We start from the raw sequence: 25,533 nt of genomic DNA on the forward strand, positions 1-25,533 counted from the left end.
TTCCGCTTGTTTACCGGGTGTTCAATCCTTCGCAGGCGGCTCGCAATACAGTCCGTAAAGCGTTTCGAGGACCGCCTGGACCTCCTCGGAAGCCAGCGAATAATAGATCGTCTGCGCGTCGCGCCGCGTCTTCACCAGCTTCAGGGCGCGCAGTTTCGCCAGGTGCTGCGACAGCGCGGACTGGCTGAGGTCCACGGTGGTCGCCAGTGCCCCGACGGCCATCTCGCCGCCGACGAGATTGCACAAAATGAGAAGACGCTTCGGATTGGCCATCGCGGCAAGCAGCTGCGCGGCCTGTTCGGCATTGCCGGACAAATCCGCCTGGCCGGCTCTATCCTGCACGATCGGCGCCATGGGTCTTCTCAGCCTTTCCTTTGTCAATCCTCACATTCTTATATAAGCAAATTCGAAAATAAATCTATCCCCGGCGTGCACGTGCCGACCTGGCCATTTCCGCGAGCACCGGCGCAAGCCGGCCGGAATCCTCCAGCACCGCATCGAATTCGACACGTACCAGCCGGTCGCCGCTGACCAGTTCGAAGCCGGCGGCATCGATGCCGCTGATCTGCCATTTTCCGGTTTTCTCGCCGGCAAGGACGCGGGCATAGACCTCGACGGCATCGGCGTGGTCGCCGTTCATGTGTTCGATCGCGCTCTCCTCCATTTCGGCGAGCGACTCGAGGGCCGGGGACGCGATCAGAAAATCCCCGGGCACAAGCTGATAGGCCTTGCCGAACCCGCCATTGAGGCTCGCGGAGGCCGGATCCAGTCGGTAGAACGAGAAATCGGCGAAATCGGCATAGAGGGCCGATTTCGGGTGGCGGCGCAGGAAACGCGCGCGGATCCTCGCATGCCGCTCCTCGTCGCGTCCGATCCTCTCCGCGATGCACTGCAGCGTGATGCGCGGATGCGCCAGCGGGTCGCCCTTGCCGGGCGCGCCGAGCAGCAGCGAGACGCGCGGATCGTTCTTCAGGCCGGATGTGTGGCCGGACAGGTCGGAAACCAGAATGACCGGCGCCCTGTCAATGTCGTTCGCGACAGCGGTGCGGCTGGCAAAGGGGTGCCCGCCATCCGGAAGCAGGACGGCCAGCGACCCGCAGCGCGCACTGCTGACAAGGCGCCGGGCGAGCGCCCGAGCCTCGTCATCGGTCTCGCGGATTGTCTGTTTCTTTTGCGCCATGACACATTACTCGGACGAAAATCTGGGTGCGATGGCCGGCATGACCTGGCCGGCAACCGTGTCGAAGCTGCGGCGGGTCTTGTTGTGCGGGTGCTCGGCCGCCTCGCGGGGCGTCAGCACGGGTGTGACGCAGGCATCGCTTTGCGCGAAGATCTCGGTCCATTCGTCCCGGCTTCGCCTGCGGAAAACGGCGGTGAGCTGCGCCCTCAGTTCATCCCAGTGCGACCGGTTGTATTGGCGCTCCAGCCAGACCGGATCGAGCCCGAGCCCGTCCACCAGTGCGGCAAAGAACTGGGGTTCCAGCGGCGCGACGGCCACATATCCGCCATCCGCGGTCTCGTAGGTATCGTAAAACGGGCATCCGGAATCCAGCAGGTTCATGCCGCGCTTGTCGCCATCCCACAGGCCAGATGCCATGAAGGAGAAGATCGGTGTCGCCAGCATCGCGGCGCCATCCACCATTGCGGCATCGACAACCTGTCCCTTGCCGGTCTGCGCGCGCGCATAGAGCGCCGAAAGGACGCCCATGATGAGGACCATGGTACCGCCGCCGTAGTCGCCGATCAGGTTGAGCGGGGGAACCGGGCGGTCGTCATGGTGGCCGATCATCGACAGAACGCCGGCCATCGAGATGTAGTTGAGATCGTGGCCGGCCCTGTCGGACATCGGACCCTGCTGCCCGTAGCCGGTCATGCGCGCATAAATCAGTCCCGGGTTGCGGGCGATCATCGCGTCGGGCGAAAAGCCCAGCCGCTCCATGACGCCCGGCCTGAACCCCTCGATCAGCACATCGGCATCGTCGATCAGTTCCACCGCTTCGAGGCGGTCCTCCTCGGTCTTGAGATCGAGCTGCACGATCCGCCGGTAAAGCACGTCCGGATTGGTCTGAGGGTCCAGCGGCAGAAAGACCGCCGAGCGCCCCTTGGCCTCGATACGGGTGACGTTCGCGCCGAGGCTGGCGAGGATGTAGCATGCGAAGGGGGCGGGGCCGAGCCCCGCCATCTCGATGATCTTCAATCCGTTGAGCGGCCTTGCCATGGACTATTTCGGCGCCAGGCGGATGGCGCCGTCAAGACGTATCGTCTCGCCGTTGAGCATGGTGTTGTCGAGGATGTGCATGACAAGCGCGGCGAAATCCTCCGGCGTTCCGAGCCTGGAGGGGTACGGCACGGAGGCCGCGAGGCTGTCCTGAACCTCCTGCGGCATGCCCATCAGCATGGGCGTTCCGAAAATGCCGGGTGCAATCGTCATGACGCGGATGCCGAAACGGGCAAGTTCGCGCGCCGCCGGAAGCGCCAATGAATGGATGCCGCCTTTCGACGCCGCGTAGGCGGCCTGGCCGATCTGTCCGTCGAAGGCTGCGACCGAAGCGGTGGAGATGATGACCGCGCGTTCGTTGTCATCCATCGGGTCCAGCCTGGACGCCCGGTCGGCAACCAGTCTCAGGAGGTTGAAGGAGCCGATGAGGTTGACGTTGATCACCCGCGAGAACAGCTCGAGATCGTGCGGGCCCTCGCGGCCGACGATGCGGCTCGCATTGGCGATGCCGGCGCAGTTGATGAGGACGCGCGCCTCGCCATGGGCGTCGGCGGCCGCGGCAACGGCTTCCTCGGCGGCTTTGGCGCTGGAGACGTCGCAACCGAGCGCGATGCCGCCGATCTCGTCGGCGACGGATTTTGCCTGTTCCTCGTTGATGTCGAGGACCGCGACCTTCGCCCCCGCGGCGGCCAGCGCCCGGGCCGTCCCGGCGCCCAGTCCCGATCCGCCGCCGGTGACGATTGCAGCCTGTCCGTTAACCTTCATGGATACCTCCCGTACTGAGTAGACAAATTTGCCTAACACCTGTTTGGTGCAGCAATTGGGTCACTGGGTGGCAGACTGTTTGTGGCTGGTCAAGCCCCTGACGATATCCTGCGCGGTGATTGTCCCGACCAGCGCTCCGTCGTCCATGACGCCCACGGTGCCGGGACTGTTCGCCAGCGTGTCCAGAATTTCGGTCAAAGGCGTCTCCGGGCTTGCCGTCCCGGCAAACTCGCCCGAGATTGTGCCCGCACCGTCGCCGGTCATGACATCGCCGGCCACGAGCATCGAGAGCGGGTTCATGTTGGCGACGAAATCGGCGACATACTCATTTGCCGGATTCTGGACGATCTCCTGCGGCGTGCCGCACTGGACGATGCGGCCGCCTTCCATGATGGCGATGCGATTGCCGATCCGGAAAGCCTCATCGAGATCGTGACTGACGAAGATGATGGTCTTGTGCAGTTGTTCCTGCAACTGCAGCAATTCGTCCTGCAGGCGCGTGCGGATCAGCGGATCGAGCGCCGAGAAGGGCTCGTCCATAAGAAGGATCGGCGCGCCGGTGGCGAAGGCACGCGCAAGGCCGACGCGCTGCTGCATGCCGCCGGACAGCTCGTTGACCCTGCGGCCCGCCCACTGAGAGAGGCCGACAAGCTCAAGCTGCTCGGCAACCTTGGCCTTGCGCTCGGATGTCGCCATGCCCGAAAGCTCCAGCCCGAATCCGACATTGTCGGCGACCGTGCGCCAGGGCAGAAGGCCGAACTGCTGGAACACCATGGCGACGCGCTCCATGCGCAAATGGCGCAATTCGCCCGGCGTGCAGCGCTGCGGATCGACATAGCCGTCGCCATTGTCGACGAGCGTCTCGCCGCGGATCACGGGGTTGAGCCCGTTGACGGCGCGCAGCAGGGTCGACTTGCCGGAGCCGGAGAGCCCCATCAGCACGATGATCTCGCCCTTCTCGACATCGAGATTGGCGCCGGCGACGCCCAGCACCTGGCCGGTTTCCTTCTGGATGGCCTCGCGGCTTTCGCCGCGGTCGACCAGGGCGAGGGCGGATTGCGGATCCTCGCCGAAAATGATGTCCACATCCTTGAAACGAACGACCGGCTTGCTCATTTCTGCTCCTCCCCGGCGCGGAACATGCGGTCGAGAATGATGGCGACGACGACGATGACGAAGCCGGCCTCGAAGCCGAGCGCGGTGTTGACCGAGTTGAGCGCGCGCACCACCGGAACGCCGAGCCCGTCGGCCCCGACCAGCGCGGCGATCACAACCATCGACAGCGACAGCATGATGGTCTGGGTCAGACCCGCCATGATCTGCGGCATGGCATAGGGCAGTTCGACCTTCCACAGGAGCTGCTGTTTCGTGGCGCCGAATGCCTGGCCGGCCTCGAGCAGTGCCTTGGGTGTCGATGAAATGCCGAGATGCGTCAGCCGGATCGGTGCCGGGACGACGAAGATCGCCGTTGCGATGAGGCCCGGCACCATGCCGATGCCGAAAAAGACGATCGCCGGTATGAGATAGACGAAGGTCGGCAGGGTCTGCATCAGGTCCAGAATGGGGCGGATTGTCGTATAGAGGCGCGGCCGGTGGGCGGCGGCAATGCCGATGGGAACGCCGACCGCCATGCACACGAGGCAGGCCGATAGCACCAGCGTCAGCGTCTCGGTGGTCTCCTCCCAGTAGCCCTGGTTGACGATGAACAGAAAGCCGACGGCCACGAAAGCCGCGGTCGAGACAGAGCGGCGCAGGCCGTAGGCGAGCGCCACGAAGGCGGCGATCGCCAGCAGCGGCGGCGGTGTCTGCAGAAGCCACAATATCGCGTCGATGGCGGTTTCCAGGACATTGGCGAGCCCGTCGAAGAACCAGCTGCCGTAGTCGATCAGCCAGTCAACGACGGCCTCTGACCAGTCGCCAATCGGTATCTTGTACTCCGTCAGCCATTCCATCCCGGCTCCCCCGCGCGATTTAGTCTTTTAGTTTGGAATGCCGTGCGCACTCTTCGCAAGGTCTAATTACGGCAACAAAAAACCGCCCCGATCGATACGGGGCGGTTGATTGCAAAACAGTCTTAGTTTCCGAGGCTGGACTTGACGGCGGCGACGCCGTCACCGCCATCGACCGTGGTCACACCGGCCAGCCAGGCCTCGACCATTTCCGGATGGCCCTTCAGCCATGCCTTGGCGGCATCGGAGGGATCCTCGCCGTCGTCGAGGATGGCGCCCATGATCTCGTTCTCCATTTCGAGGGAGAATTTGAGGTTCTTGAGCATGGCGCCGACATTGGCGCATTCGTCGACATAGCCCTTGCGCACATTGGTGTAGACCGTGGCGCCGCCGAAATCGGGTCCGAAGTAGTCGTCGCCGCCCGACAGATATGTCAATTCGAAATTGGCGTTCATCGGATGCGGCGCCCAGCCGAGGAAGACGATCGGCTCGTCGCGCTTGTCCTTGCGGGCGACCTGCGCCAGCATGCCCTGCTCGGAAGATTCAGCCAGTTCGAAACCGTTGAGGCCGAAGGCGTCGGACGAGATCATGTCGAGGATGATCCGGTTGCCGTCATTGCCGGGCTCGATGCCGTAGATCTTGCCGTCGAGGGCGTCCTTCTGCGCGGCGATCTTGCTGAAATCGTCGATGCCCAATTTGGCGCCGGCCGCATTGGTCGCCAGCGTGTATTTCGCGCCTTCCAGGTTCTCGCGCACGGTTTCGACCGATCCGTCGTCGCGGTAGGGCGCGAGATCGGCCTCCATGGTCGGCATCCAGTTGCCCAGGAAGATGTCGATATCGCCGTTCTTCAGCGACGTGTAGGTCACCGGGACGGAAAGGACCTTGATGTCCGTCTCATAGCCAAGCGCGTCGAGGACGGCGGTCGTTGCGGCCGTGGTCGCCGTGATATCCGTCCATCCGACGTCGGAGAAGCGCACTGTCTTGCAGCTTTCCGGCTCGGCGGCGAGCGCCTGCGCGGAGACCGCGGCGGTGAACGCCAGCGCCAGCATAGAGGTTTTGATGGTTGTCATGTCGGACCCCCCATTTTGTTGTTTCAGGTGTGCCAATTGTCGTTTCGGTTTTTTCCGGGCGCATCGCGCCACAAAGTCCGGCGTTTTGCAAGCTTTTATTGAATGATGGTTCAAAATAAATTGGTTTTTGGCGGCAAGTCGCTCATAATGCGGGCCATCAACACGAGGCGAGGGGAGCCGCATGCCCAAGGTAGGGATGGAGCCGATACGGCGCCGGTCATTGGTCGAAGCGGCCATTTCGGCCATTCACGCGCGCGGTTCGCTCGACATCACCATCCGTGACATTGCCCGGCGTGCAGGCGTGTCGCAAGGGCTTGCCCACCACTATTTCGGCAGCAAGGATGCGCTGATCGTTTCCGCCATGCGCCACCTTTTGACCGAGTACGGCCGACAGGTGCGGCTCGAAATGAAGAAGGCGGACACGCCGCGCGCGCGAATTTCGGCAATCATCCGGGCGAGCCTCGGGCGCGAGCAGTTCAAGCCGGAAACCGTTTCAGTCTGGCTGGTATTCTACGTGCACGCACAGGAATCGAAGGAGGCCCATGCCCTGCTTTCGATCTATGCGCGCCGGCTGTGCTCCAACCTCGTCTACAACCTGAAACCGCTTGTCGGGCCTCAAGCCCGGGCCGTCGCCGAGGGCGTCGCGTCCATGATCGACGGTCTTTACATCCGCAAGGCGCTCGGCAGCCTCGACAGGGACGTGACCGCGGAAAAGCTCGTCGAGGACTATGTGGAGCGGCAATTGCAGGGCGGGCACAACAACGAAGTATGACATGTGAGAATAGCTGCGCATGACGGCAAAAGCCGTCGAAGTGCGGCTTCGCTGCGTCTGCGCTTGACGCCCTCGGCGCGCAGGCCGGAAATTACGGTTCCCGATCTGCGACCTCTGTCCCAACACCCCGCGTTTCAAATTGCGCGATTTTCCTCTAGGATCAGGGGCGGAGGGGGGCTGACAATGATCAGAGGCGTTTCCCTGTTCATTTCGGTATTCTTGATTTTTCTTGGTGTCACGCTGCGCGCCGGCGACGCCGGTGTCACGCGACCGGGTCAGTTTTACTCGGGTGCGCCCGGCCCGTTCCTGGTCGCGCCGGCGGGCCAGTACAGAACCCGGTTGGGTTGGCTGATCGGTTCGATGATCACCTATGACAACATGGGTTTTTTCGACAAATTCAGCTTTTTCGCGCCGGTGGTGCCCGGAAAGTACCAGGATTCGGTCAGGGCGGAACTGAATCATTATCGCGGCCTGCAGGGCATGGCCTATTACCGGTACAGCGAGGCGCTGGTCCGCGACCTTGCCCGCCTTCAGATCATGACGCTTGAGAACGATCGGCTGAGCCTGGCGCTGAGCACGGTGCCGGCGGCATTGCTGGCGGATATCTCGGCGATGGCGCTGAATTCCGGGATAAAGCACATATTGCCGGCGCAGCGGCAAGGCGTCCTGGCGCTCGACTCGCAATATCTGACGCCGGGAACAGAACAGAATATTGCCGCGCGCTACGCGTTTGCGGATCTGGAGATTCGCTATAGCGAATTGCTGGGCCAGTCCTACATGAACAGTGTCAGGCAAAAGCTCGGGCAGCAGGTGACCGCGTCCGAGCTGCGCGATCTGATGTCGGAATCCGTGATCTCCGCGGCGGTCGGTCAGACCATCGCGGAATTCAGCCAGTCGCCGGAACGGTTGATGGACGTGCTGCGGCGGCAGAAGGTCATGGACGTCGCGGCCTATGGCTGTGCCTGCGTGCTGGACAACAAGACCCATCGTCCGCCTGACGCGGTGGTCGCCGTTCTGGGCCCCACGGACTCCTACCGCACCCGGCTGGGTTTCCTGCTTTCGGTGCAACTCACACCGCCGAATACAACGATCCTGAACGTCATGTCCGGGGCGCAGGCACAGGCGTTCCTCGGCAACGAACTGGCGGCCGTCCGGAAGATGCGAAGTGGCGAGCCGCTGCGCTATGCCTCCTACATGCGGAGCCTCCTCGTCGACCTGGAGCAACTGGAGGAAGAACAGATCAAGGCGCTGCAGTCGGGAATGCCTCGCGCGTTGATCGAATCCACCGTCATCAACGTATTGTTCGGGGCCATGGCGCTGGGTGGAGGCGGCACGGCGCAGGTCGTCTCGATACTTGCAAATGCAGGCTATGGCGCCCTTTCGAGCTATGCGACGATGTCGGACGAACTCAAGGTCCGGGCGCAGATGGCGGCGTTGCGCGAAACGGTCCTCGACCAGATCCTGCCGCTCGCGGACAAGTGCGGATGCGGGGCAGGCCTGGCCGTGGCGCCGAAGACCGTGAAGCAGGGCGAAACATCCGGGGACAACTGATGTGACAAAACACCCACACATCCGAACAAGATCGAGTCTTTTCGGCATTGCACGGTTCCTCGGATCGGTGCTTTTCGCGATCGCCGCATTGCCCGGTATCGGCTGGGCCGACGCGCCGGAGGATCCCTGTCTGAAACCGCCCGCAAGCCAGGCCAGAGGGGACGATGACTCGGGGCACGGTCCCTGGAGGCATGCGGTGAGCATCGAGCACCATCGCGGACTGGTCTTTCGCGATATCAAGGCGGGCGGCTGGCCGTTTTTGCGCTCGTTCTACATCTCCCATTTTGTTTTGACATTCGATGTGAATGGCCAGTCGGTCCGGCGGACGGTCCGCTATTGCAGCGGCGACGACCAATGGACCAACAGCGATTGGGACAAGGACCGCGCCGTTTTCACCTGGTATTACGGGCACGGAATCCGGGAGCGCGGCATCGCCGGTGACTTCACCGTTACCTACGAGACGAAATACGGAACGCTCGGCAAGCCTTGCGCCGGACGCGACGGTTTCATGTCAAGCTCGTTCACACGAAATTGCGCCCGGTGGGTTCCGAAGGTGAGTTACGAATGGCTGGCTGACTCTTCCACCGGCGCTCGCCTGAAGTCGGTCACGGCATTCTACCGGCTCGACTATGGCCGCGCCGCGATCACGCTTGTCAGCGATCCCGACAGTGCGGTGCCGGCCGGAATGGCGGCCGGTGTGCATCCGATGGTCATCCACGAAACGTCGTTTGTCGCCGTGAGCGACGGAAAGAAGGGGCAGTACGACAATATCCATACAGCCTATCCGATGAACGGCCGGCGGACGGTTGTGGTACCCGGGTGCCGTTCCTACGGCTATGACTGCACCCACCTGCACTGGCGTTGGGGCGGGGCCGACGTTCCTCCGCTGGATCCTCTGGAGGAGCCGTTCACGGAGCGAAAGGCTTCCGGTGCCAAGCCGGGGGTGCCCTATCTGGTCAAGGGACAGACGATCGAAGTCTTCGTGACGGCCGACAACGGAGAAGGCGACGTCGGCGATCCGCGATCGCTGGTCAACGCCGAGGTTCTGGCGACGGCCGAGGTTTGCAAGAGCCGGTTTGCCGAGGCGCTCGACGGGGTTTCCAACACCAAGCTTCGGGACGTGATAAAGCCTGTCGTCGTCTGGTATGTTGCGAAATCCGAACAGCCGGAAGACACTTTCTTCAGGCACGGTTTCTTTGCGCTCGAACCACTGGAGTTCTGGTCGGTGCCCGAAGGCGTCAGCTACGTCGTGGACAATCTGTACGAGTGGCAGCGTCAGGGGTGTGACCCCATGGTCGGCGTCTCGGCCGCGACCGTTCGGAAGGCAACCGAATGACCCGGCTGCGCTCAGTTGTTGTTTTCCTGACGCTGTTGCTTGTTTCCTTTCCGGCAACCGCGCAGTCCGATGGCCAGTTGTTTCGGCTGAGGGACACGTTTGTCCCCGGAACGTCCGGCAACCAGGTGATCGTGCGGATTCAAAATCTCGGCGCGGCACCCAGCCCGGACTTTGCCCCCCAGGTCCAGGGCGAACCGAAATGGGTTGCCGTGACATCGATCGACCCGCCGATGGCGCAGTTGGCACCGGGCGCCTTCCAGGATTTTCTGTTGACCTTCGACATTGCGGCCGACGCGCCCCCGGGGTCGAGTGAAGCGGTCTCGATATTCTTCAACATGGGCGTGGCGATACCGTCGGCGCGGTTCGATCTCGTCGCCGATTTTGTCGAGCGTATCGAAGGTACGGCGGATGTGGAACTGCCGGACTTGGAAGACGTCGAGATACACGACAGTTTCAAGGCCGGATCGACCGGCAACGCAGTCGTTTTCCGCGTTGAAAACACCACGGCATTCCCGGTGACGGGACTGAACCTGCGTCCTGAACTGCCCGCACAGTATCTGACACTGGACAGCATCGATCCGCAGGATATCGACCTGGAACCCGGGGAGACCGTCGAGATCACTGCCGCGTTTTCGGTTCGACCGGATGCCGATGTGGGCGAAGAAGATGTCGTCGGCTTCCACTTCGACACCCGCTCGGATTCGCAAATTCCGATCCCCCGGTATCGTTTGATTGCCACGATCGATGAGGGGGAAGAGATCGCCTCCTGCAATTCGGCGGTGGATTCCGGTGGTGACGAAGGCGGCGGTGTCGAGGTTGATCTCGGCGGCTTCACCGGCAAGGCCGGGTTCAGCTGGCAAATGCACGACATCAAGGATCAGATGGACGTCACGGTCGGCAGCGTTTCGAAGACGACCGGATGTGTCAGCGGGACCGGAACGTTCGAGTTTGACGTCCAGCCCGGCGCGCGCACCGCGCGCGTCAAGGTCACGCCGAATTGCGAGGATACCAGCGGGACCGCCTGGAGTTTCACCTTCGAATGCCCGCTGGAATCGGAAGTCACCGCAGATGGCCAGGGCAATGCGATCAATACGGGCGGCGCCACCGGGCCGGGGACCGGGACTGCGGTCGCGGGCGGGCAGCCCGGAGTAGGCGGGCCTGGCGGACAGCTGACGCCCGGGACGACTGTTCCGACGGCGGCCGGGCAGCCGGTGGTGCCCGCCGCGCCGCCTCCGAACGCCATTGCCCCGTCGGGCGTTGCCGTCGGCGAGGCCGAGACGAACAACGATCCCGCCAGCGCGACGCCGATCAATCCCGGCGACACCGTCACCGGCACAATCGGCGAGCGGGGCGATTGGGATTTCTACGCAGTTTCCCTGGCGCACCAGGGCGAACTGACCGTGGCATTCCCGCAGGTCCCGCCCGGGATCAACATCGCGTTCCGGGTCCTGGACTCGAATGGCTCCCAGGTCTGGGGCTGGCAGGGCGCAACGGACACCGGTGTTCCGTTTTCAGGCTGGGTCGATCTGAAAGTGCCCGGCGACTACCTCATCGAGGTGCGCGACGGATCGAGCAACGCCTTCTCCGCTTCGCCCTATACACTCGTGACCAGTTTCATACCGACCGCCGATACCGGAGAGCCCAACGACACGTTCCAGGATGCGAAGCCCCTGGAGTGGAACCATGCCATCCGTGCCAATATTCTGCCCCGGGGCGACTGGGACCACTACCGTGTCGAAGCGGACCGGCTGGGACAGATCACCGTCGATTTCCGCGGTGTTCCCGACGAGGTGAACATGGCTTTCCGCGTGCTCGACGCGAACGGCGGCCAGGTCTGGGGCTGGCAAGGCGCGTCGACCGCCGGTGAGACCTACAAGGGCACCGCGGACCTGCCGAAGCCGGGCACCTACGTTATCGAGGTGCGTGACGGCTCCAGCAATGCGCGTTCCGCGGTGCCCTACGAAATGGTGGCCTCGTTCGACCCGGCGTATGACGCCGGCGAGCCGAACAACGATCACAACACCGCAACGCCCGTTGGCTTCGGCACCCAGGTCTGGGCGAACATTCTGCCGCGCGGCGACTGGGACCACTACCTTATCGACGCCCCGCATCAGGGCGAGCTGACGGTCGATTTCAACGCCGCGCCGGACGAGCTGAACATGGCTTTCCGCGTGCTCGATTCCGAGGGCGGTCAGGTCTGGGGCTGGCAGGGCGCATCAACCGCCGGCGAGCTGTTCCGCGGCTGGGCCGACCTCAAGTCGCCGGGACAGTACGTGGTCGAGGTGCGCGACGGCTCGTCGAACGCGCGTTCGCACCAGCCCTATGGCGTGGTTATCTCTTTCCTTCCGACCGCAGACACGGCTGAGCCGAACGATGTGCACGCCGACGCGACACCGCTGGCACTTGGCGACAAGATACAATCGAATATTCTGCCGCGTGGCGACTGGGATCACTACAGTGTCAACGTGCCGGCCCTAGGACAGCTCAATGTCGATTTCCCGGTTTCCCCGCCGGAATTGAACATGACGTTCAGGGTCCTGAACGCCGATGGAAGTCAGGTCTGGGGCTGGCAGGGCGCATCGAGCGCTGGCGAGCTGTTCCGCGGCTGGGCCGACTTGAGCTCGGCGGGCACCTATATCGTCGAGGTTCGCGACGGATCGTCAAACGCGCGCGCAATTGCGCCCTACGAGGTGAAAGTGACGCTGGACGCGGCGGCCGACGATGCCGCCGAGCCGAACGGTTCGGTCGCAACCGCGACGCCGATTGCATCGGGCAACATCGCGCGGGGAAGCATCCTGCCGCGGGGCGACCAGGATTTCTACGCGTTCGCATCGCAGACGGGCACGGTCAGCGTCGAGTTCGTCGAGAGCCCCACGAACCTGAACATGGCGTTTCGTGTCCTGGACCCCGGCGGCAGCCAGGTTGTCGGATGGCAGGGGGCGAGCACCGCAGGCCAGCTATTTGCAGGAAAGGCCGAGCTTCCCGGCCCCGGACGGTATGTTCTGGAGGTCCGCGACGGTTCCTCCAACGCCCGCTCGCCGGCGGCATACGCGTTCGTGCTGAGGGATCTCTGAGGGGTCGATCCGGTCGGGGTAAAGCGCGGCCCGTGTCCTTCATGCCGCCACGGGGCACCATGGCCTGCTCAAGAAACGGCCCGTGCCGACGTGTCGCGGAAACGGTCAAGTCTCTCCAGATAGCCTGACCTGGCCCGGTCATCGATCCACGCGCTTTCAAATGTGTTGCGCATGAAGCGTATCATGTCTTCGTCGGTGAAGCCTGCGGCCGCCTGGCACGCCGCCAGCGTCCGGTTCAGGTAGCCGCTCCCGAACTGGGCCGGGTCATCGGTGTTCAGCGATATCAGCGCACCGGCATCGAACAGCGTCCTGATCATTTCGACCCTGTCGGACGGGGCCGATGTCATGGAGACGTGAAATGTCGGGCAGCCCGTCAAGGCAATACGCTGGCTGACGATCTTTTTGACAAGAGTGATGTCCTGTGCGGTGTTCAGACCATGGTCGATGCGTTCCACGCCCAACAGGTCAACGCAATCACGGATGTGGGCGAGCGATTCCGGTTGATTGACGTCGCAGTGGGATGTCAGGCGATAGCCGCGGTCGCGCGCCGCTGCCATGACCGGCGCGAACAGGGCAGGGAAGTTGGGTGTTTCGAAATTGTCCAGCCCGATCCCGACGATCTCGTCGCGATGCGGATCAAGCAGGTTGAGCGTTTCCATTGCGTTTTGAACCGGGTGATCGCGTTGGAAACAAGCGATCCACCGGATTTCGATATCGTAATCGCGCTTTGCTTCTCGCCGCACACGGCTCAACGCTTCAATGCATTCGGCAAGCGGAACGCCTTGGCGAATGGCTTGTTGCACATCGAATGTCACTTCCAGATAGACAACGTTTTCTGCGGCCGATTTGCGAACGAAAGCCATTGCCGTGTCGTAGTAGTCCTGGGCCGTTCGCATCGCTTCCCGGCAGATGTCCAGGCACCTCAGGAAATTGACCAGATTGTTGGTCAAACCGGTCTTGGTTTCATTTTGCATGCGGCGGATGCCATCGGGATCATCGAACGGCAGGGAAATATTGTTGCGCTCCGCGATGACCAGGAGCAGATCGCCTTCGAGCGTCCCTTCCAGGTGAACGTGAAGTTCGGCCTTTGGCATGTTGCGGATGAATGCGCTTACTTCAGCCATGTTCGGTTCCATTTTCGCTGTGTGCCGGCAGCTTCGCGGCCTGCGCGTCAAACTCTGCGAGCCAGGCCTGTTTCCAGTCTCTCTTGGTCGCTTCATCGATCCACGCCGCATCAATCGCGTTGCAAAGGAAGTCCCTTGTGTCGGCCAGCGTGAATCCGAACTCGTCGATCATGTCGGCAAAGGCACGCGCCGGATCGGTATGGTGCAGGGGAGGGTCGTCACTGTTGGGAAAGATGCGCAAACCCATCTGACCCATCTTGCGGATCGGGTGCTGCGTGCGAAACGCGTCGCCCGCGAGCGTTTTGATGTAGGTGGTATTGGTGGGAACGATGGAAAACGGAACTCCCGCGTCGATGCAGCGGGCCGCGAGCTCCGGCGCATCGGTAATCGTGTATCCGTGGTCGATGCGCTCGCAGCCCAGCAGATCCAGGCATGTCTCGATATTGCGCGCCGGCTCCAGAAATTCACCGGCGTGGGCCGTGCGGCGCAGCCCGTGTTCGCCGGCAAGGCGATAGGACTTCCAGAACTTTTCCGGCGGATGACCGGTTTCAAGGTAGTCCATGCCAAGGCCGATCACTTCGTCGCGCGGACTATCGACGACCCACTGGACCATCTCATAGGCGGCTTCCGGCGTTCCCTCCCGGTCGATGGACGGGATCAACCGTCCGATGATGCCAAAATCCGCTTCAGCGGCGACCAGACCGTCGATCAGCCCGTCGACGGCGGTTTCATAGGAGACCTTGGCGATCGTGGCGTGGTCGGTCGGGTTCCAGAAGATCTCCCGGTACCGTACGCCGCATTCGGCGGCTGACCTTTGAATGTCGTAGGCGACACGCGCAAAATCATCCCGGGTAACCATCGACCGGCAGATGATCTTGAGCGTTGGAAGGATGGACTGGACCTCGCCTCCGGATTTTCGCGCATACAGGGTGTTGTGGATATCGCCTTCGGGAAGCGCAACGCCGTTCTTTGTCGCCAGCGCGACCAATGTATCCGGCGTCACCGCACCGTGGAGATGCAGGTGCAATTCTGGCTTGGGCACCGCCCGGAAGAATTCATAAAGCTCGGTCATTTTTGCGCAAAAACGTCCATACCCACCGTCCTGTCGATGATGAAGAACAGGATCAGCGTGAAGAAGATGATGATTGATGTGATCGCGGCCGGGGACGCGTCGGGGGTGTATTCGATCTGTGACATCAACTGGACGGGCAGGGTCTGGGTTTCCGGCCCGACCAGGAAGATCGCTATCGTGATGTCATTGAACGAAAACGTGAAAGCGATAATGGCGCCGGCAACGATGCCCGGCAGGATCATGGGGAAGGTTATCTTCCAGAACGTCACCCAGGGCGTGGCGCCGAGGCATTGCGCGGCTTCCTCCAGCGACAAATCGGTTCCGGCCATGCTCGACCATATCGGGCGCAGCATGAGCGGGATCGTCACGACGGAGTGGGCCACAAAGAGATTGAGAAGGCTGAGCCCCTCCAGCCGAAACTGCAGGACGACATTGAAGAATGCGAAACCGAACACCACTCCGGGAATGATCAGCGGCGACAGCATCAGGATTTCGAACGCGCCCTTGGCCCGGAACCGATGGCGTGTCAGCACCCTTGCCGCCATGACCGCAAAGACCGTTGCGATCAGCGTGGATACCGTAGCCACGATCAGGCTGGTCCGCATGGACGTCAGGAACCAGTCCAGTTCCATGACGCGGAAATACCATCGCAGTGAAAATCCTTTCGGCGGAAAGGTCAGGAATTCCGCGGCGGTAAAGGACGACACCACGGTGACCACCACCGGCGCCAGAACGAAGACCAGCCAGAAGCAGACGCTGCCCCATAAAAAGACGCGTCCGAGCTCGACAAGCGGCTTCTCCCAGATCTTCTCGGTGACCTGATACGACATCAGCCGGCCTCCACATCGCGCATCAGGCGGCGGCTGACGAAGCGGTGCAGGATCACGAATCCGAGCCCGAGGACCAGCAGCACGCCGGCCACCGCTGTCGCCTTCGACCAGTCGAAGAGCGTATAGGCATACTGGTACATCAATACCGTCAGGATCGGCGATCGCGGACCGCCCAGCAGAAACGGTGTCGCAAAGGCCGTCATCGACAGACTGAAGACGAGAAGCATGCCGGTCAGCAGGCCGGGCAGCGTGAGCGGAACGACCACCTTGAAGAAAATCACCGGCGGCGAGGCGCCCAGGCTCATTGCCGCGGCTTCGAGGTTCCGGTCAATCCGCTGGATCACGGTCAGCAGCGACAGAACCATGTAGGGCAGCAGCACATGGGTCTCGCCGACAACGATGGCAAAGGTGTTCTGTATCAGTCTCAGCGGTTCGTCGATCAGGCCGATACCGACCAGAAAGTCATTGACCACCCCGTTTTCACCCAGGATGACGGTCCATCCATAGGCGCGCACAACGGCGGACAGCAGGAACGGGAAAATCACGATCACCATCACGACAGTGCGCGCACGGGATGACGCCCGCGACGCGACAAGCGCGATGGGGTAGCCCGCCAGCACGGTCAGGGCCGTCACCCAGACGCTGACGATTATCGATCGCCTGAGCGCCTTTCGAAATGTGCCGCTTTCGACAAGATTCTCGTAGTTTTCCAGCGACAGGCCAGCTCCGCTGAGCGGCGTCAGGCTTTGAAACAGCAGATACAGACACGGTATGACGAGCAGCACGACGAGCCACACGGAAGCCGGCGCGCCGATGATGTAGGTCTCGCGTTTGGCCCCGGTGCTCATTCGGTTGCGATCTCCATGTCGGGCTCGAGGACCAGGATTGCGCCGTCTCGCGGCTTCACCGCGACGTCGGAACCGATCGGCAGATCGGCGGCGGTGCTGACATAGAGCGGTCGCGGGATCCCGGGCACATCGACGACATAGGTGTTGATCGCCCCACGATAGCTGGTCTGCCGGACGCGGCCGGCCAGGCCGGTGTCGCCGTCTCCGCCGAACTCGATATCCGTCGACCGGAGCCCCACCAGTCGACTGCTTCGCCCGTCATGTTCGGCGGCAAAGCGTTTGCCGTTGATGACGACAGCACCCGGTTCGGCCCCGTCCGGTGCAAAAATGTTCTCGACGCCGAGAAAGTCGGCGACAAAGGCGGATGTCGGCCGCTCCCAGATTTCCTTCGGCTTGCCGACGGTGACCACCTCGCCCTGGTTCATGACGACGATGCGGTCCGACAGGGTCAGTGCTTCTTCCTGGTCATGGGTCACGAAAACCGAGGTCACCCCGGTCTCGTTTTGAATGCGCTTCAACTCGAAGCGCATCTCCGCCCGAAGTTTCGCGTCGAGGTTCGAAAGGGGTTCATCCAGCAGGAGAACGCGCGGTTCGATCACCAGCGCCCGCGCCAGCGCAACCCGCTGCTGTTGTCCGCCGCTGAGCTGGCGCGGGAACCTGTCCTCCTTGCCCGGGAGGCCGACAAGTTCCAGGAACTCCGATGTCCGCCGCCGAATGTCCGCCGGCTCCATGCCTCTGCGCCTGAGCCCGAACGCAACGTTCTCCGCCACCGTCATGTAGGGAAACAGCGCGTAGTTCTGAAAGACCACACCCAGATCCCGAAGCCACGGTTTGACGTCATTGATGCGTGCACCGTCGATGAAAATGTCGCCTGCGGTCGGCTCTTCGAAGCCGATGATCATCCGCAAGGTCGTGGTTTTTCCGCATCCGGATGGGCCCAGCAAGCTCAGGAAACTTCCCGATTCGACGTCAAACGAGACGTTCGACGCGGCGGCAAAGTCTCCGTAGTACTTGCTAAGACCCGTTAGCTTGACTTCGGCCATTTTTATACCGGCAACCTATTGAGCGACGATGTCCTGAAACCGCGAAATCCATTCTTCGCGCTTGGAGGCGATTTCGTTGGCATCATAGATGATGACTTCGTCGACCTTCGACGGATCCACCATCACGTAGGGGGAGTCCTCCGGGATCTTTGCCCCCTTCACCACCGGTCCTTCGCCCCAGATCTTGGCCTGCATCTCCTGTGTCTCGATGGTGAGATAGTCGTTCAGGAACCGCTCGGCCGTCGCCTTGTTGGGCGAATCCTTCAAAATGCACGCCATGTTGACGACACCCAGAGTTCCGTCCTCGGGATAGACGAACCGCATCGGCAGGTTCGGGTCTTGCCGGGCAAAGATGTTCAGGAACGGCGCGATCGAGACTTCGCCCTGGTTGATCCAGTCGACAACCTCGAACAGGTTGAAAAACCGGGCATCTTCCTTCTCGGCGTCGATCAGGTTGAAGGCCGGGTCCATATTGTCCAGCCCGCCGCCCTGAAGGGTCGCGAAATGCGTCATGACCGATGGAGCCACGGACCAGCCCATGTCCATAAAGGCGGGCCGGGTTTCCAAATCCTCTCGCTGCACGTCCAGCCACGAGGTCGGCGGCGTGTCGAAATGGTCCTTGTTGTAGGCCAAGCCCACACCCAGCAGGGTCACTGCCGGGCACTGACCGCTTCCCAGCGGATCCTTGGCGAATTCATGAAGATTGGCCAGGTTGGGCACATTTGCAGGGTCAACCGTATCCAGCAGTCCCCGTTCCTTCAGGATTGCCATCTGGTGGTCGGTGATGAAAAGCAGGTCGGCGCTACGTCCGCGCGTCGCCAACGCCTTGGAAAGACGCGTGGCGGACTGGCCGAAGTCCATTGTCACCTCGACACCGGTCTTTTCCTCCCAGGGAATGACGACATCCTTTTCCCAGTTCTCGCCGTAAAAGCCGCCCCAAACGGAAATGGTCAGCTCTTCTGCCTGGGCGGCAACCGGTGCCGCCAGGCCACAGCCAAGAACCACAGCCATGGCCAGGGTCGTTCCGTGCAATGTATTTTTCATGGTGCCTTCCTCCGTGTTCAGGAAACACTGGCACAGGCGAGGCGTTGCGCCAAGCGCCAAAATAACCAACGTGTTGTTGCGTTTTTTGCATCACCATGAAACACTGTCCCCGGGAGGGTCCGATGCACAGTGTGAGACTCAGATATCTGGATGCCGTCGCGAAACTGGGGTCGGTACGGTCGGCGGCGCGCCATCTGAACGTGTCGTCATCCTCGGTCACACGGCAAATACAGACGGCCGAACAGCAATTCGGGTTTCAGATCTTCAAGCGCGGTCTCGATGGCGCGAAACTGACGCCGCCGGGCCAGGTTGTTCTTGAACATATCAACCGGACCATGCGCGATTTCGATCGCATGCGGCTGCAGATCGAGGGCATGACAGAGGTGCACACGCAGCACCTGAAGATCGCGACAACCGACAGCGCGGCGAGCACCTTCCTGCCCAATATCCTCTCCGAAGCGCTGGAGGAACATCCGGCCCTGAAATTCGGAGTGAATGTCGCTGCGTCCCCGGAGATCTGGCGGCAGGTTGCTGAGGGCGAGGCGGATGTCGGCCTGAACTTCGCACAGGTCGATCATCCGAACCTGCAGGTGGTACGGGCTCTCGAACTGTCGGTGGGACTGCTTTGCACAGTCGATCACCCCCTCGGCAAGAAGACATCGGTGACATTGGACGAGATGCTGGAATATCCGATCGTTGATCCGGATCTTGACGTTCCGTTCTTCAACAAAGTGCGCAAACTGGTCAACGACAGCTCAAGCCGATATGCACCGTGGGTAACCACCAATTCGCTTTCCCTGATCAAGTCCCTGGTGGAGACGGGCAAATTCATATCCCTGCGCACCCGGCTGTTTGCACTGGGTTTCGACAATTCGAAGATCAAGACGGCATGGATTCCCGTAACGGACATTGAATTTCCGAAAGACCTGCTGATCGTTGCGATCAGGAAGGATGCCGACCCTGGCGAGATGGTGACCTGGTTTGCAGAGTTTGCCAGTGCCTACCTATCGCGCCGGTGTGAAGAGTGATCAGTCCCCGAAGAGGCGGCACAACCCAGGCGCAGCCCTGCACCGTTGCGTGGCTGAGACTTGATGCCCAGAAGTCCGGGGATAAAGCGCTGCCCGTGTTTTGAATGCCGGTGCGCGGCGCTATGGTCCGCTCAAGACCGACAGGGAACGGGCCGGGCCGTGGCAAAACTCTATTTCAGCTATTCGGCGATGAATGCGGGCAAGTCGACGCTGCTCCTGCAGGCATCCTACAATTACCGCGAACGCGGCATGCGCACGCTGCTCTTCATCGCCGCGCTGGACGATCGCGCGGGCAAGGGCAAGATCGGCTCGCGCATCGGCCTCGAATGCGAGGCCATCCCGTTTTCGACGAGCGACGACCTTTATGCGCACATCGCCGAGGAAAAGACCCGCGGCGACATTGCCTGCGTCTTCGTCGACGAGGCGCAGTTCATGACCGAGGAGCAGGTCTGGCAACTGGCCCGCACCGCCGACCGGCTCAACATCCCGGTCATGACCTACGGCCTGCGGACGGATTTCCAGGGACAGCTTTTTCCGGGCTCGAAGGCGCTGCTGGCCATCGCGGATTCGCTGCGCGAGATCCGCACGATCTGCAAATGCGGCCGCAAGGCGACAATGGTGGTGCGCCTCGGCGCGGACGGCAAGCCGCTCAAGGACGGCGCGCAGATCGTGGTCGGCGGAAACGAGACCTATGTGTCGCTTTGCCGGCGCCACTGGGAAGAGGTGATGGGCCGGATCGAACCGTGAATTGGCCGCAATTGCTCTAGGAACGGTGCGGCATATTGCCAATTAGAATAATTTTAGGGGGCCGACCATTGCTATAGGATCGGCTTCAGGGCTATTCATTTGCCCGATCACGACGAAGGAGGGATCAATGCGATTTGGAGTTTTTGCGGCTGTCACTGTGGGTTTTGCCGTTCTCGCCGCACCCGCCCTTGCCGAGGGCGACGCAAAAAAGGGCGCCAAGGTCTTCAGGAAATGCAAGGCCTGCCATGTGGTTGAGGAAGAGAAGAACAAGGTAGGGCCGCATCTTGTCGGAATCATCGACAGACCGGTCGCGTCGATCGAAGGATTCAAATACTCCAAGGCCATGGTCGAATTCGGGTCCGACGACAAGGTCTGGGATGTCGAGACGCTGACGGTTTATCTCAAAAAGCCGAAGGATCTTGTCAAGAAAACCAGTATGGCATTCGCCGGCGTCAGGAAAGACGCGGACATAGAAAACCTGCTCGCCTATCTGCAGGATCCGTCCGCCGCGGACTAGGGTCGCCGCAGCCATATCGTCTCAAAAACGCGCCCGAACGGCGCGTTTTTTGATTCCGTTTGCCGCCGGCACCGTATCCGTTCAGCGAGTCCCATAAATATTTTCAGCCTTTTCAGCAAGTTAATTGAAGGGCTTCAGGTGGCCCGCGCCTTATGGTTCAGCTATTCCGAGCGGTTCCTCATACTGTGACCATTGTCCTGCAGACTTGCAGTCGCATGGTCCAATACCAACATAAAACCGAACGACAAACGCAAAACGGCGGCTAACGACAGCCGTTGCCGTGGCAGACGAATTGCTGTCAAATGCGAGCCGGAGCTATCAGTGCGCGCATGGATCCATGGCGGCCTTTACGGGCCGACTCTTAACGGGGGAATTTTATGGCGACGTTGCAGAATCTCGACTCGGAAATCGAAAAGACAAGAGGCATTGTTGAGGAGATGCGCTCCAAGATCGCGCAGTCCGGCGAAGTCCTTGAAAAGTTTTCGAAGGCGGAAACGAAGCTCGGAGACGCGGAGTTCGATATCGAAAACGCCCGCATCGAGGATGTCCTGCGCCAGCAGAAAACCATGGAAGCGAACATCGCCGACCTGATCATCGGGCTGGAGGACGCCACCAATGTGTTCGGCGCCGAGTTCGAGAGCATGAAGAATTTCTCCGGCTGGGAAAAATTCGTCGGCGTCTTTTCCAAACAGCGCATGCAGCGCATGCGCACGGACCGTGTCCGCAACATGTCGCTCGCCGGTAACCTGCAGGAGCTGCTGTCGAAATCGGACGCCATCGTGGGCATCCTCAAGGAACAGAAGAGCATCCTCGACGAACGCTACAAGACATCCGAGGAAAGCCTTGTCAGCGTTATCGAACGGCGCAAGGGCACAGTCTCGGCGATCGAGGAGGTGCAAAAACGCATCGATGAGCTCAACCCGCAGCTCATGGACCTCGAAAACCGTATCGCTGCCTCGACCGACCAGCAGGAGCGCACTCAGCTCGAAGGCGAACGCTCGGCGCTGGCGAACGAGTACAACGCGGCACAGGCAAAGGAGCAGGAACTGCTCGCCGAGAGCCAGACACTCGAGCGCTACACCTCGATGTTCCAGACCTTCGTCGATTCCCTCAACAACCAGATCGCGGCGCAGAACACGCTGATCAACAAGCTCAATATCGACACCGAACAGCGCATCGTCCTTTACAAGGCGCTGGAGGATTCGCTGAAAACAGCGGCCCAGCAGGACGTCGCGCACAAGATCAACACGCTCGGCAGCCAGGTCGATACGGCGGCCGAGGAAACCATGGCCGGCATCGGCTCCGCGTCCCAGCGGCACATCGCCGATCTCCTGGAGATGCACGAGAAGAACATGCTTGCGACGCAGGATATCCAGCGCCGCAAGAAGCTCGCCGATGATGCCTTCGCGCGCCGCTTCGCCGAAGTGATGGAAAAACACAACGCGGCCGACTACGTCCAGGCCTGAGCATGAACGGGCCCAACGCGCAGGCGGCACGCTATTTCGGCGCGATCGAGGACGCGCTGGGCGGGCTCGAGTCGTTCCTGGCGGACGCGCAGTCCCCGCTATACAGGCACCAGCTGGTCGGCCAGGTCGTCACGCCCTATGTCGACAGGCTGATGCAGACATTCGCCTGCTGGCGCAACCGTATCGGCTTTACAGAGTCCTTCCGCATCCTGCGCGCAGAAAGCGGCTTTCCCGCCTTCCAGAACGTTCTGGAACTCGACAACGACCGCAAGAAGGCGAAGTCCCGGCTGGAATCGCTGCCCTCCGGCGACGAACTGCGGCGTGAGATGGTGGACTTCATATTGCGGCAGAAGGCCTTCCCCAAGGCCCTGCAGGCGCGCATGGCGGAGCGCGCCTACCTGGAAACGATCGAAAGGGGCGCGGTTTTCTCACCCTTCGTGCTGCCGCAAACGGTGCGGGTTTCGGTCAATCCCAAGACGCGCCGGCCCTATTATGTCGTGCATTGGGGTCTTTTCGACGGCAGCCAGTCGCTGCCGATGGTCTATATGGCGACCATCGAGGACTCCAGCCGCGAGCTTTGCGACATGCTGGTGCTGCCGAACGGCAAGATGAATCCCAAGATCACCGTCCCGCTGCCGGTCGAAGGACTGCTCAACCCGGACCTTGCCCACCGCTTTGACGATTTCGCGGAAAAAAACAGCGCCTATTCGCTGACGCCGGCAACGATCGCGGGCAACCTCGACCAGGATTTCGAGACGCTGCATCCGAAACGGCTGCAGCGGTTCGTGCTCGGGCCGTTCTATTCGGCCGGCGTGACCGAGCACAACAACACGGTGACGGAGATCCTCGCCAAGGTGCGCAAGCCCGAAAACGCCTGGATGCTGACTTGGACGATCCAGGAAATCGCCGCGACGGGCGAACGCGCGGCCGAGCGCGGCCTGTGGCGTTCGACCCCGGCGCGTCAGGAGTTCCACATCGACACCAGTGATCTGGAGGCAGCGCGTCAGGGGGTCAGTTTCTACGAGAAACACGCGCTCGTGCCGCACGACGCATACCAGGCATTATTCGCGAGCGGCGACGCGGAGACGGTTTTCGGCGGCTTCAAGGTGCACGTCATCTCCGGCAACCAGATAACAAGCGGGGTCTAACCGATGAGCCAGAACACAGGTCTGACCACGGTGCATGAGGACGACATCGCCAAGCACCTCAGCACGGCGCAAAGCCTGGTGACCCGGCTGGTGATCCTGGAGCGCGGCGACAGACGCTCGAAAACCGGCCTTGCCGGCACCGGCCGGCGGTTTGTCTCGACCGTATCGACCGGGTCGGTGCGGCGCACGCGCGAGATCGAACTGGTCAAGACGGTCGCCGCGGTCCGCCCCGACGATCAGATGCTGTCGATCGCGCAACACAACGTGCTTTACCGTGCCCGGCGCGGACTGGCCGTCGCGCTGGCGCTTGCGGATACGTTCGCCCGGCAGACGGATCTGGAGCGGCTGCAGGCCGAAAATGCCGGCGCGCCGCTGTCGGGGGACGCGGCCGTTCAGTTCAAGGCGCTGCTTTCGGCGAGCGCCTATGTCGCGGCTTTCACCTTCGCCGCCTATCTGCTGCAGCTTCTGGGCACGGAAGGCGAGCCGGTCAACGACGTGGACGAGCCGGATTTCCTGTTCGACACGCCCCAGGACGCCTTGAAATCCATGCTTGCGGGGCTCGACGGCGCGATCGCCGGCGTTGCCGATGAAACGGCGCTCGTCGCCCGGGCCAAGGCGTTCGCCCGCACGGCGCTCGAGGGCCTGCTGCAACGCCGCTCGCGCTTCACCGGCCTTGCCGCCTTCGCCGATGCGCATATCCGCATCGAACAGGACGATTTCACCCTCGACGGCTTCGAGGTCGCGCCCGGCGAGCGGCGCAAGCCGCTGGCGATGACCTTCAAGCAACCCGAGGAGATCATCGGCAACCACATCGCCAAGTACCAGGCGATGAAGCTGGCCAAGATGCTCGTCGCTTACGATTTCGACAGGCAGCTCAACCCTTTCGTCGAGCTCGGCGGTTTCCTGTTCACCTTCATCGGCGACGGCATGCCGGGCACCGGCAAGACGATCCTCATCCAGATGATCGCCGGCATGATCAACGATTACTGCCAGATCGCCGGCTATCCGTTCCACTACGAGAATTTCGGGGTCGACCAGATCTCCTCCTACCAGGGAAAATCCGGGCAGAACTGCAAGGCGTTTGTCGACAATGTCGTCAATCCGCGGGCGATCGGCTTCGGTACGGTGGACGATATCGACCAGGTGGCGGCGCGGCGCTCGGACGACCGCGCCTCGGCCGGGCAGCACGAGGTGACGGCGGTGCTGATGGAGAGCTTCGCCGGCGCGACGACGGTGGTGCGTGGCAATTGCACCTTCGGCATGTTCTCCAACTATCCGGAGAATGTCGACGACGCCCTGCGCCAGAGGGCCGGCGCCCGCTGGCTGGTGGACGGACCGCAAAGCCGCGAGGACTATATCGACATCTTCGTGCTGCTGGCGGGCGGCAATCACGACATCCCGCTCGGCAAGCACAACCTTTATGCCGGCCAGCAGATCAAGAAGGCGGTCGCCGCCTCCTATGCGGGTCACGACCGGCCGCAGGAGGACGGGCTTGCGGCTGTCTGGGAGGTCTTCCGCAAGGAACGCGGCGGCATCAAGACCATGGCGGATGTGGGCGACTATCTTCACCGGATCAAGCTGGCCGAGCCACGCTTCACCGGGCGGGCGATCAAGAACATCACCGACGCCATCAAGATGCGTGCGATGGACATCGAATTGCCGGACGACTGGTTCGAGACGCCGGACGCCTTCATGCACAAGCCCTACGAGGAAAAGACGGCGATGATCGAGGAACTGCGCGGGCCCTTCACTATCGACATGGTGCTGCAGGAGATCAACCGCTATGCCGATTCCGAGTTCCGCTACACGGACAAGTCCGACGACGCGGCGGTCGAGGACATCATCCGCCGCGAGCGTCGACGGGAAAAGGCGGTGCGCGAGATCGAGGCCATGAAGCGCGACGGCCGTTGGGACAGCTAGAGCAAGACCGA

23 protein-coding genes are annotated in these 25,533 nt (G+C 61.9%); 10 read left to right on the forward strand and 13 right to left on the reverse strand.

What is annotated here, in order from left to right:
* Positions 1-21: 21 nt before the first annotated feature.
* From E4M07_RS20055 to E4M07_RS20085, 7 genes are all read right to left on the reverse strand, one after another.
* A complete protein-coding gene (locus E4M07_RS20055) occupies positions 22-354 on the reverse strand; it encodes a metalloregulator ArsR/SmtB family transcription factor (RefSeq protein ID WP_136660176.1) in 333 nt (110 codons plus the stop codon).
* A 64-nt stretch (positions 355-418) separates the two neighbouring features.
* On the reverse strand, positions 419-1,180 hold the full coding sequence (locus E4M07_RS20060; RefSeq protein WP_136660177.1) for a DUF2470 domain-containing protein: 762 nt from the start codon (positions 1,178-1,180) through the stop codon (positions 419-421).
* A 6-nt stretch (positions 1,181-1,186) separates the two neighbouring features.
* Positions 1,187-2,218: a CaiB/BaiF CoA-transferase family protein gene (locus E4M07_RS20065; RefSeq protein ID WP_136660178.1), complete on the reverse strand. Its 1,032-nt coding sequence runs from the start codon at positions 2,216-2,218 to the stop codon at positions 1,187-1,189.
* 3 nt (positions 2,219-2,221) lie between these two features.
* Positions 2,222-2,983, reverse strand: a complete 762-nt coding sequence (locus tag E4M07_RS20070; RefSeq protein ID WP_136660179.1) for an SDR family NAD(P)-dependent oxidoreductase — start codon at positions 2,981-2,983, stop codon at positions 2,222-2,224.
* Positions 2,984-3,043: 60 nt separating this feature from the next.
* On the reverse strand, positions 3,044-4,099 hold the full coding sequence (choV, locus tag E4M07_RS20075) for a choline ABC transporter ATP-binding protein (protein WP_136660180.1): 1,056 nt from the start codon (positions 4,097-4,099) through the stop codon (positions 3,044-3,046).
* Complete coding sequence (gene choW, locus E4M07_RS20080; RefSeq protein ID WP_136660181.1) at positions 4,096-4,935, reverse strand: choline ABC transporter permease subunit; 840 nt, start codon at positions 4,933-4,935, stop codon at positions 4,096-4,098. Before choW ends, choV begins: the two co-directional genes overlap by 4 nt.
* A gap of 122 nt (positions 4,936-5,057) precedes the next feature.
* Positions 5,058-5,981, reverse strand: a complete 924-nt coding sequence (locus tag E4M07_RS20085; protein ID WP_246660528.1) for a choline ABC transporter substrate-binding protein — start codon at positions 5,979-5,981, stop codon at positions 5,058-5,060.
* 202 nt (positions 5,982-6,183) lie between these two features.
* On the opposite strand from E4M07_RS20085, the gene betI reads away from it, so the two are divergent.
* The 4 genes from betI to E4M07_RS20105 all read left to right on the forward strand — a co-directional run bounded on the left by betI (position 6,184) and on the right by E4M07_RS20105 (position 12,735).
* Positions 6,184-6,774 carry a transcriptional regulator BetI gene (betI, locus tag E4M07_RS20090; protein ID WP_136660183.1) on the forward strand — a complete coding sequence of 197 codons (591 nt, stop codon included), beginning with the start codon at positions 6,184-6,186 and terminating at the stop codon, positions 6,772-6,774.
* Positions 6,775-6,957: 183 nt separating this feature from the next.
* The gene (locus tag E4M07_RS20095) at positions 6,958-8,325 is read left to right on the forward strand and encodes a hypothetical protein (RefSeq protein WP_136660184.1); all 1,368 of its coding nucleotides are present in this window, start codon (positions 6,958-6,960) and stop codon (positions 8,323-8,325) included.
* A gap of 1 nt (position 8,326) precedes the next feature.
* The gene (locus tag E4M07_RS20100; RefSeq protein ID WP_136660185.1) at positions 8,327-9,661 is read left to right on the forward strand and encodes a hypothetical protein; all 1,335 of its coding nucleotides are present in this window, start codon (positions 8,327-8,329) and stop codon (positions 9,659-9,661) included.
* On the forward strand, positions 9,658-12,735 hold the full coding sequence (locus tag E4M07_RS20105) for a hypothetical protein (protein ID WP_136660186.1): 3,078 nt from the start codon (positions 9,658-9,660) through the stop codon (positions 12,733-12,735). Before E4M07_RS20100 ends, E4M07_RS20105 begins: the two co-directional genes overlap by 4 nt.
* A 68-nt stretch (positions 12,736-12,803) precedes the next feature.
* On the opposite strand, the gene add (E4M07_RS20110) is transcribed toward E4M07_RS20105, so the two are convergent.
* Genes add (E4M07_RS20110) through E4M07_RS20135 form a run of 6 tightly spaced genes read right to left on the reverse strand, consistent with a single transcriptional unit; the run spans position 12,804 to position 18,696 of the window.
* Positions 12,804-13,859: an adenosine deaminase gene (gene add, locus E4M07_RS20110; RefSeq protein ID WP_169054310.1), complete on the reverse strand. Its 1,056-nt coding sequence runs from the start codon at positions 13,857-13,859 to the stop codon at positions 12,804-12,806.
* Positions 13,852-14,931 carry an adenosine deaminase gene (add, locus tag E4M07_RS20115; protein WP_136660188.1) on the reverse strand — a complete coding sequence of 360 codons (1,080 nt, stop codon included), beginning with the start codon at positions 14,929-14,931 and terminating at the stop codon, positions 13,852-13,854. The genes add (E4M07_RS20110) and add (E4M07_RS20115) overlap by 8 nt, the downstream gene beginning before the upstream one ends.
* Positions 14,928-15,761 (reverse strand): ABC transporter permease, encoded by an 834-nt coding sequence (locus E4M07_RS20120; protein WP_136660189.1) that lies wholly within the window; start codon positions 15,759-15,761, stop codon positions 14,928-14,930. Before E4M07_RS20120 ends, add (E4M07_RS20115) begins: the two co-directional genes overlap by 4 nt.
* A complete protein-coding gene (locus E4M07_RS20125) occupies positions 15,761-16,609 on the reverse strand; it encodes an ABC transporter permease (RefSeq protein WP_136660190.1) in 849 nt (282 codons plus the stop codon). The genes E4M07_RS20120 and E4M07_RS20125 overlap by 1 nt, the downstream gene beginning before the upstream one ends.
* Positions 16,606-17,652 carry an ABC transporter ATP-binding protein gene (locus tag E4M07_RS20130; protein ID WP_136660191.1) on the reverse strand — a complete coding sequence of 349 codons (1,047 nt, stop codon included), beginning with the start codon at positions 17,650-17,652 and terminating at the stop codon, positions 16,606-16,608. The genes E4M07_RS20125 and E4M07_RS20130 overlap by 4 nt, the downstream gene beginning before the upstream one ends.
* Before the next feature lie 15 nt (positions 17,653-17,667).
* Positions 17,668-18,696, reverse strand: a complete 1,029-nt coding sequence (locus E4M07_RS20135; RefSeq protein WP_136660192.1) for an extracellular solute-binding protein — start codon at positions 18,694-18,696, stop codon at positions 17,668-17,670.
* A 122-nt stretch (positions 18,697-18,818) separates the two neighbouring features.
* Between E4M07_RS20135 and E4M07_RS20140 the strand changes: the two genes are divergently transcribed.
* The 6 genes from E4M07_RS20140 to E4M07_RS20165 all read left to right on the forward strand — a co-directional run bounded on the left by E4M07_RS20140 (position 18,819) and on the right by E4M07_RS20165 (position 25,522).
* The gene (locus tag E4M07_RS20140) at positions 18,819-19,724 is read left to right on the forward strand and encodes a LysR family transcriptional regulator (RefSeq protein ID WP_169054311.1); all 906 of its coding nucleotides are present in this window, start codon (positions 18,819-18,821) and stop codon (positions 19,722-19,724) included.
* A 159-nt stretch (positions 19,725-19,883) separates the two neighbouring features.
* A complete protein-coding gene (locus tag E4M07_RS20145; RefSeq protein WP_136660194.1) occupies positions 19,884-20,471 on the forward strand; it encodes a thymidine kinase in 588 nt (195 codons plus the stop codon).
* A 127-nt stretch (positions 20,472-20,598) separates the two neighbouring features.
* Positions 20,599-20,988, forward strand: a complete 390-nt coding sequence (locus E4M07_RS20150; RefSeq protein ID WP_136660195.1) for a cytochrome c family protein — start codon at positions 20,599-20,601, stop codon at positions 20,986-20,988.
* Positions 20,989-21,365: 377 nt separating this feature from the next.
* Positions 21,366-22,454, forward strand: a complete 1,089-nt coding sequence (locus E4M07_RS20155) for a hypothetical protein (protein ID WP_136660196.1) — start codon at positions 21,366-21,368, stop codon at positions 22,452-22,454.
* 2 nt (positions 22,455-22,456) lie between these two features.
* A complete protein-coding gene (locus E4M07_RS20160) occupies positions 22,457-23,602 on the forward strand; it encodes a hypothetical protein (RefSeq protein ID WP_136660197.1) in 1,146 nt (381 codons plus the stop codon).
* Positions 23,603-23,605: 3 nt separating this feature from the next.
* Positions 23,606-25,522, forward strand: coding sequence for an AAA family ATPase (locus E4M07_RS20165; protein ID WP_136660198.1), 1,917 nt, complete (start codon positions 23,606-23,608; stop codon positions 25,520-25,522).
* Positions 25,523-25,533 lie beyond the last annotated feature (11 nt).

Source organism: Nitratireductor sp. XY-223 (assembly GCF_004959855.1).
In the GTDB taxonomy this organism is placed as follows: Bacteria; Pseudomonadota; Alphaproteobacteria; order Rhizobiales; family Rhizobiaceae; genus Hoeflea_A.

Bases quoted from the DNA above. Each gene is read 5' to 3' on its own strand.
- E4M07_RS20055 (WP_136660176.1), bottom strand. From the start codon at position 354: ATGGCGCCGATCGTGCAGGATAGAGCCGGCCAGGCGGATTTGTCCGGC.
- E4M07_RS20070 (WP_136660179.1), bottom strand. From the start codon at position 2,983: ATGAAGGTTAACGGACAGGCTGCAATCGTCACCGGCGGCGGATCGGGA.
- betI (WP_136660183.1), top strand. From the start codon at position 6,184: ATGCCCAAGGTAGGGATGGAGCCGATACGGCGCCGGTCATTGGTCGAA.
- E4M07_RS20155 (WP_136660196.1), top strand. From the start codon at position 21,366: ATGGCGACGTTGCAGAATCTCGACTCGGAAATCGAAAAGACAAGAGGC.
- E4M07_RS20095 (WP_136660184.1), top strand. From the start codon at position 6,958: ATGATCAGAGGCGTTTCCCTGTTCATTTCGGTATTCTTGATTTTTCTT.
- E4M07_RS20140 (WP_169054311.1), top strand. From the start codon at position 18,819: ATGCACAGTGTGAGACTCAGATATCTGGATGCCGTCGCGAAACTGGGG.
- E4M07_RS20060 (WP_136660177.1), bottom strand. From the start codon at position 1,180: ATGGCGCAAAAGAAACAGACAATCCGCGAGACCGATGACGAGGCTCGG.
- E4M07_RS20125 (WP_136660190.1), bottom strand. From the start codon at position 16,609: ATGAGCACCGGGGCCAAACGCGAGACCTACATCATCGGCGCGCCGGCT.
- E4M07_RS20135 (WP_136660192.1), bottom strand. From the start codon at position 18,696: ATGAAAAATACATTGCACGGAACGACCCTGGCCATGGCTGTGGTTCTT.
- E4M07_RS20085 (WP_246660528.1), bottom strand. From the start codon at position 5,981: ATGCTGGCGCTGGCGTTCACCGCCGCGGTCTCCGCGCAGGCGCTCGCC.
- E4M07_RS20130 (WP_136660191.1), bottom strand. From the start codon at position 17,652: ATGGCCGAAGTCAAGCTAACGGGTCTTAGCAAGTACTACGGAGACTTT.
- add (WP_136660188.1), bottom strand. From the start codon at position 14,931: ATGACCGAGCTTTATGAATTCTTCCGGGCGGTGCCCAAGCCAGAATTG.
- E4M07_RS20165 (WP_136660198.1), top strand. From the start codon at position 23,606: ATGAGCCAGAACACAGGTCTGACCACGGTGCATGAGGACGACATCGCC.
- choW (WP_136660181.1), bottom strand. From the start codon at position 4,935: ATGGAATGGCTGACGGAGTACAAGATACCGATTGGCGACTGGTCAGAG.
- add (WP_169054310.1), bottom strand. From the start codon at position 13,859: ATGGCTGAAGTAAGCGCATTCATCCGCAACATGCCAAAGGCCGAACTT.
- E4M07_RS20120 (WP_136660189.1), bottom strand. From the start codon at position 15,761: ATGTCGTATCAGGTCACCGAGAAGATCTGGGAGAAGCCGCTTGTCGAG.
- E4M07_RS20065 (WP_136660178.1), bottom strand. From the start codon at position 2,218: ATGGCAAGGCCGCTCAACGGATTGAAGATCATCGAGATGGCGGGGCTC.
- E4M07_RS20150 (WP_136660195.1), top strand. From the start codon at position 20,599: ATGCGATTTGGAGTTTTTGCGGCTGTCACTGTGGGTTTTGCCGTTCTC.
- E4M07_RS20160 (WP_136660197.1), top strand. From the start codon at position 22,457: ATGAACGGGCCCAACGCGCAGGCGGCACGCTATTTCGGCGCGATCGAG.
- choV (WP_136660180.1), bottom strand. From the start codon at position 4,099: ATGAGCAAGCCGGTCGTTCGTTTCAAGGATGTGGACATCATTTTCGGC.
- E4M07_RS20105 (WP_136660186.1), top strand. From the start codon at position 9,658: ATGACCCGGCTGCGCTCAGTTGTTGTTTTCCTGACGCTGTTGCTTGTT.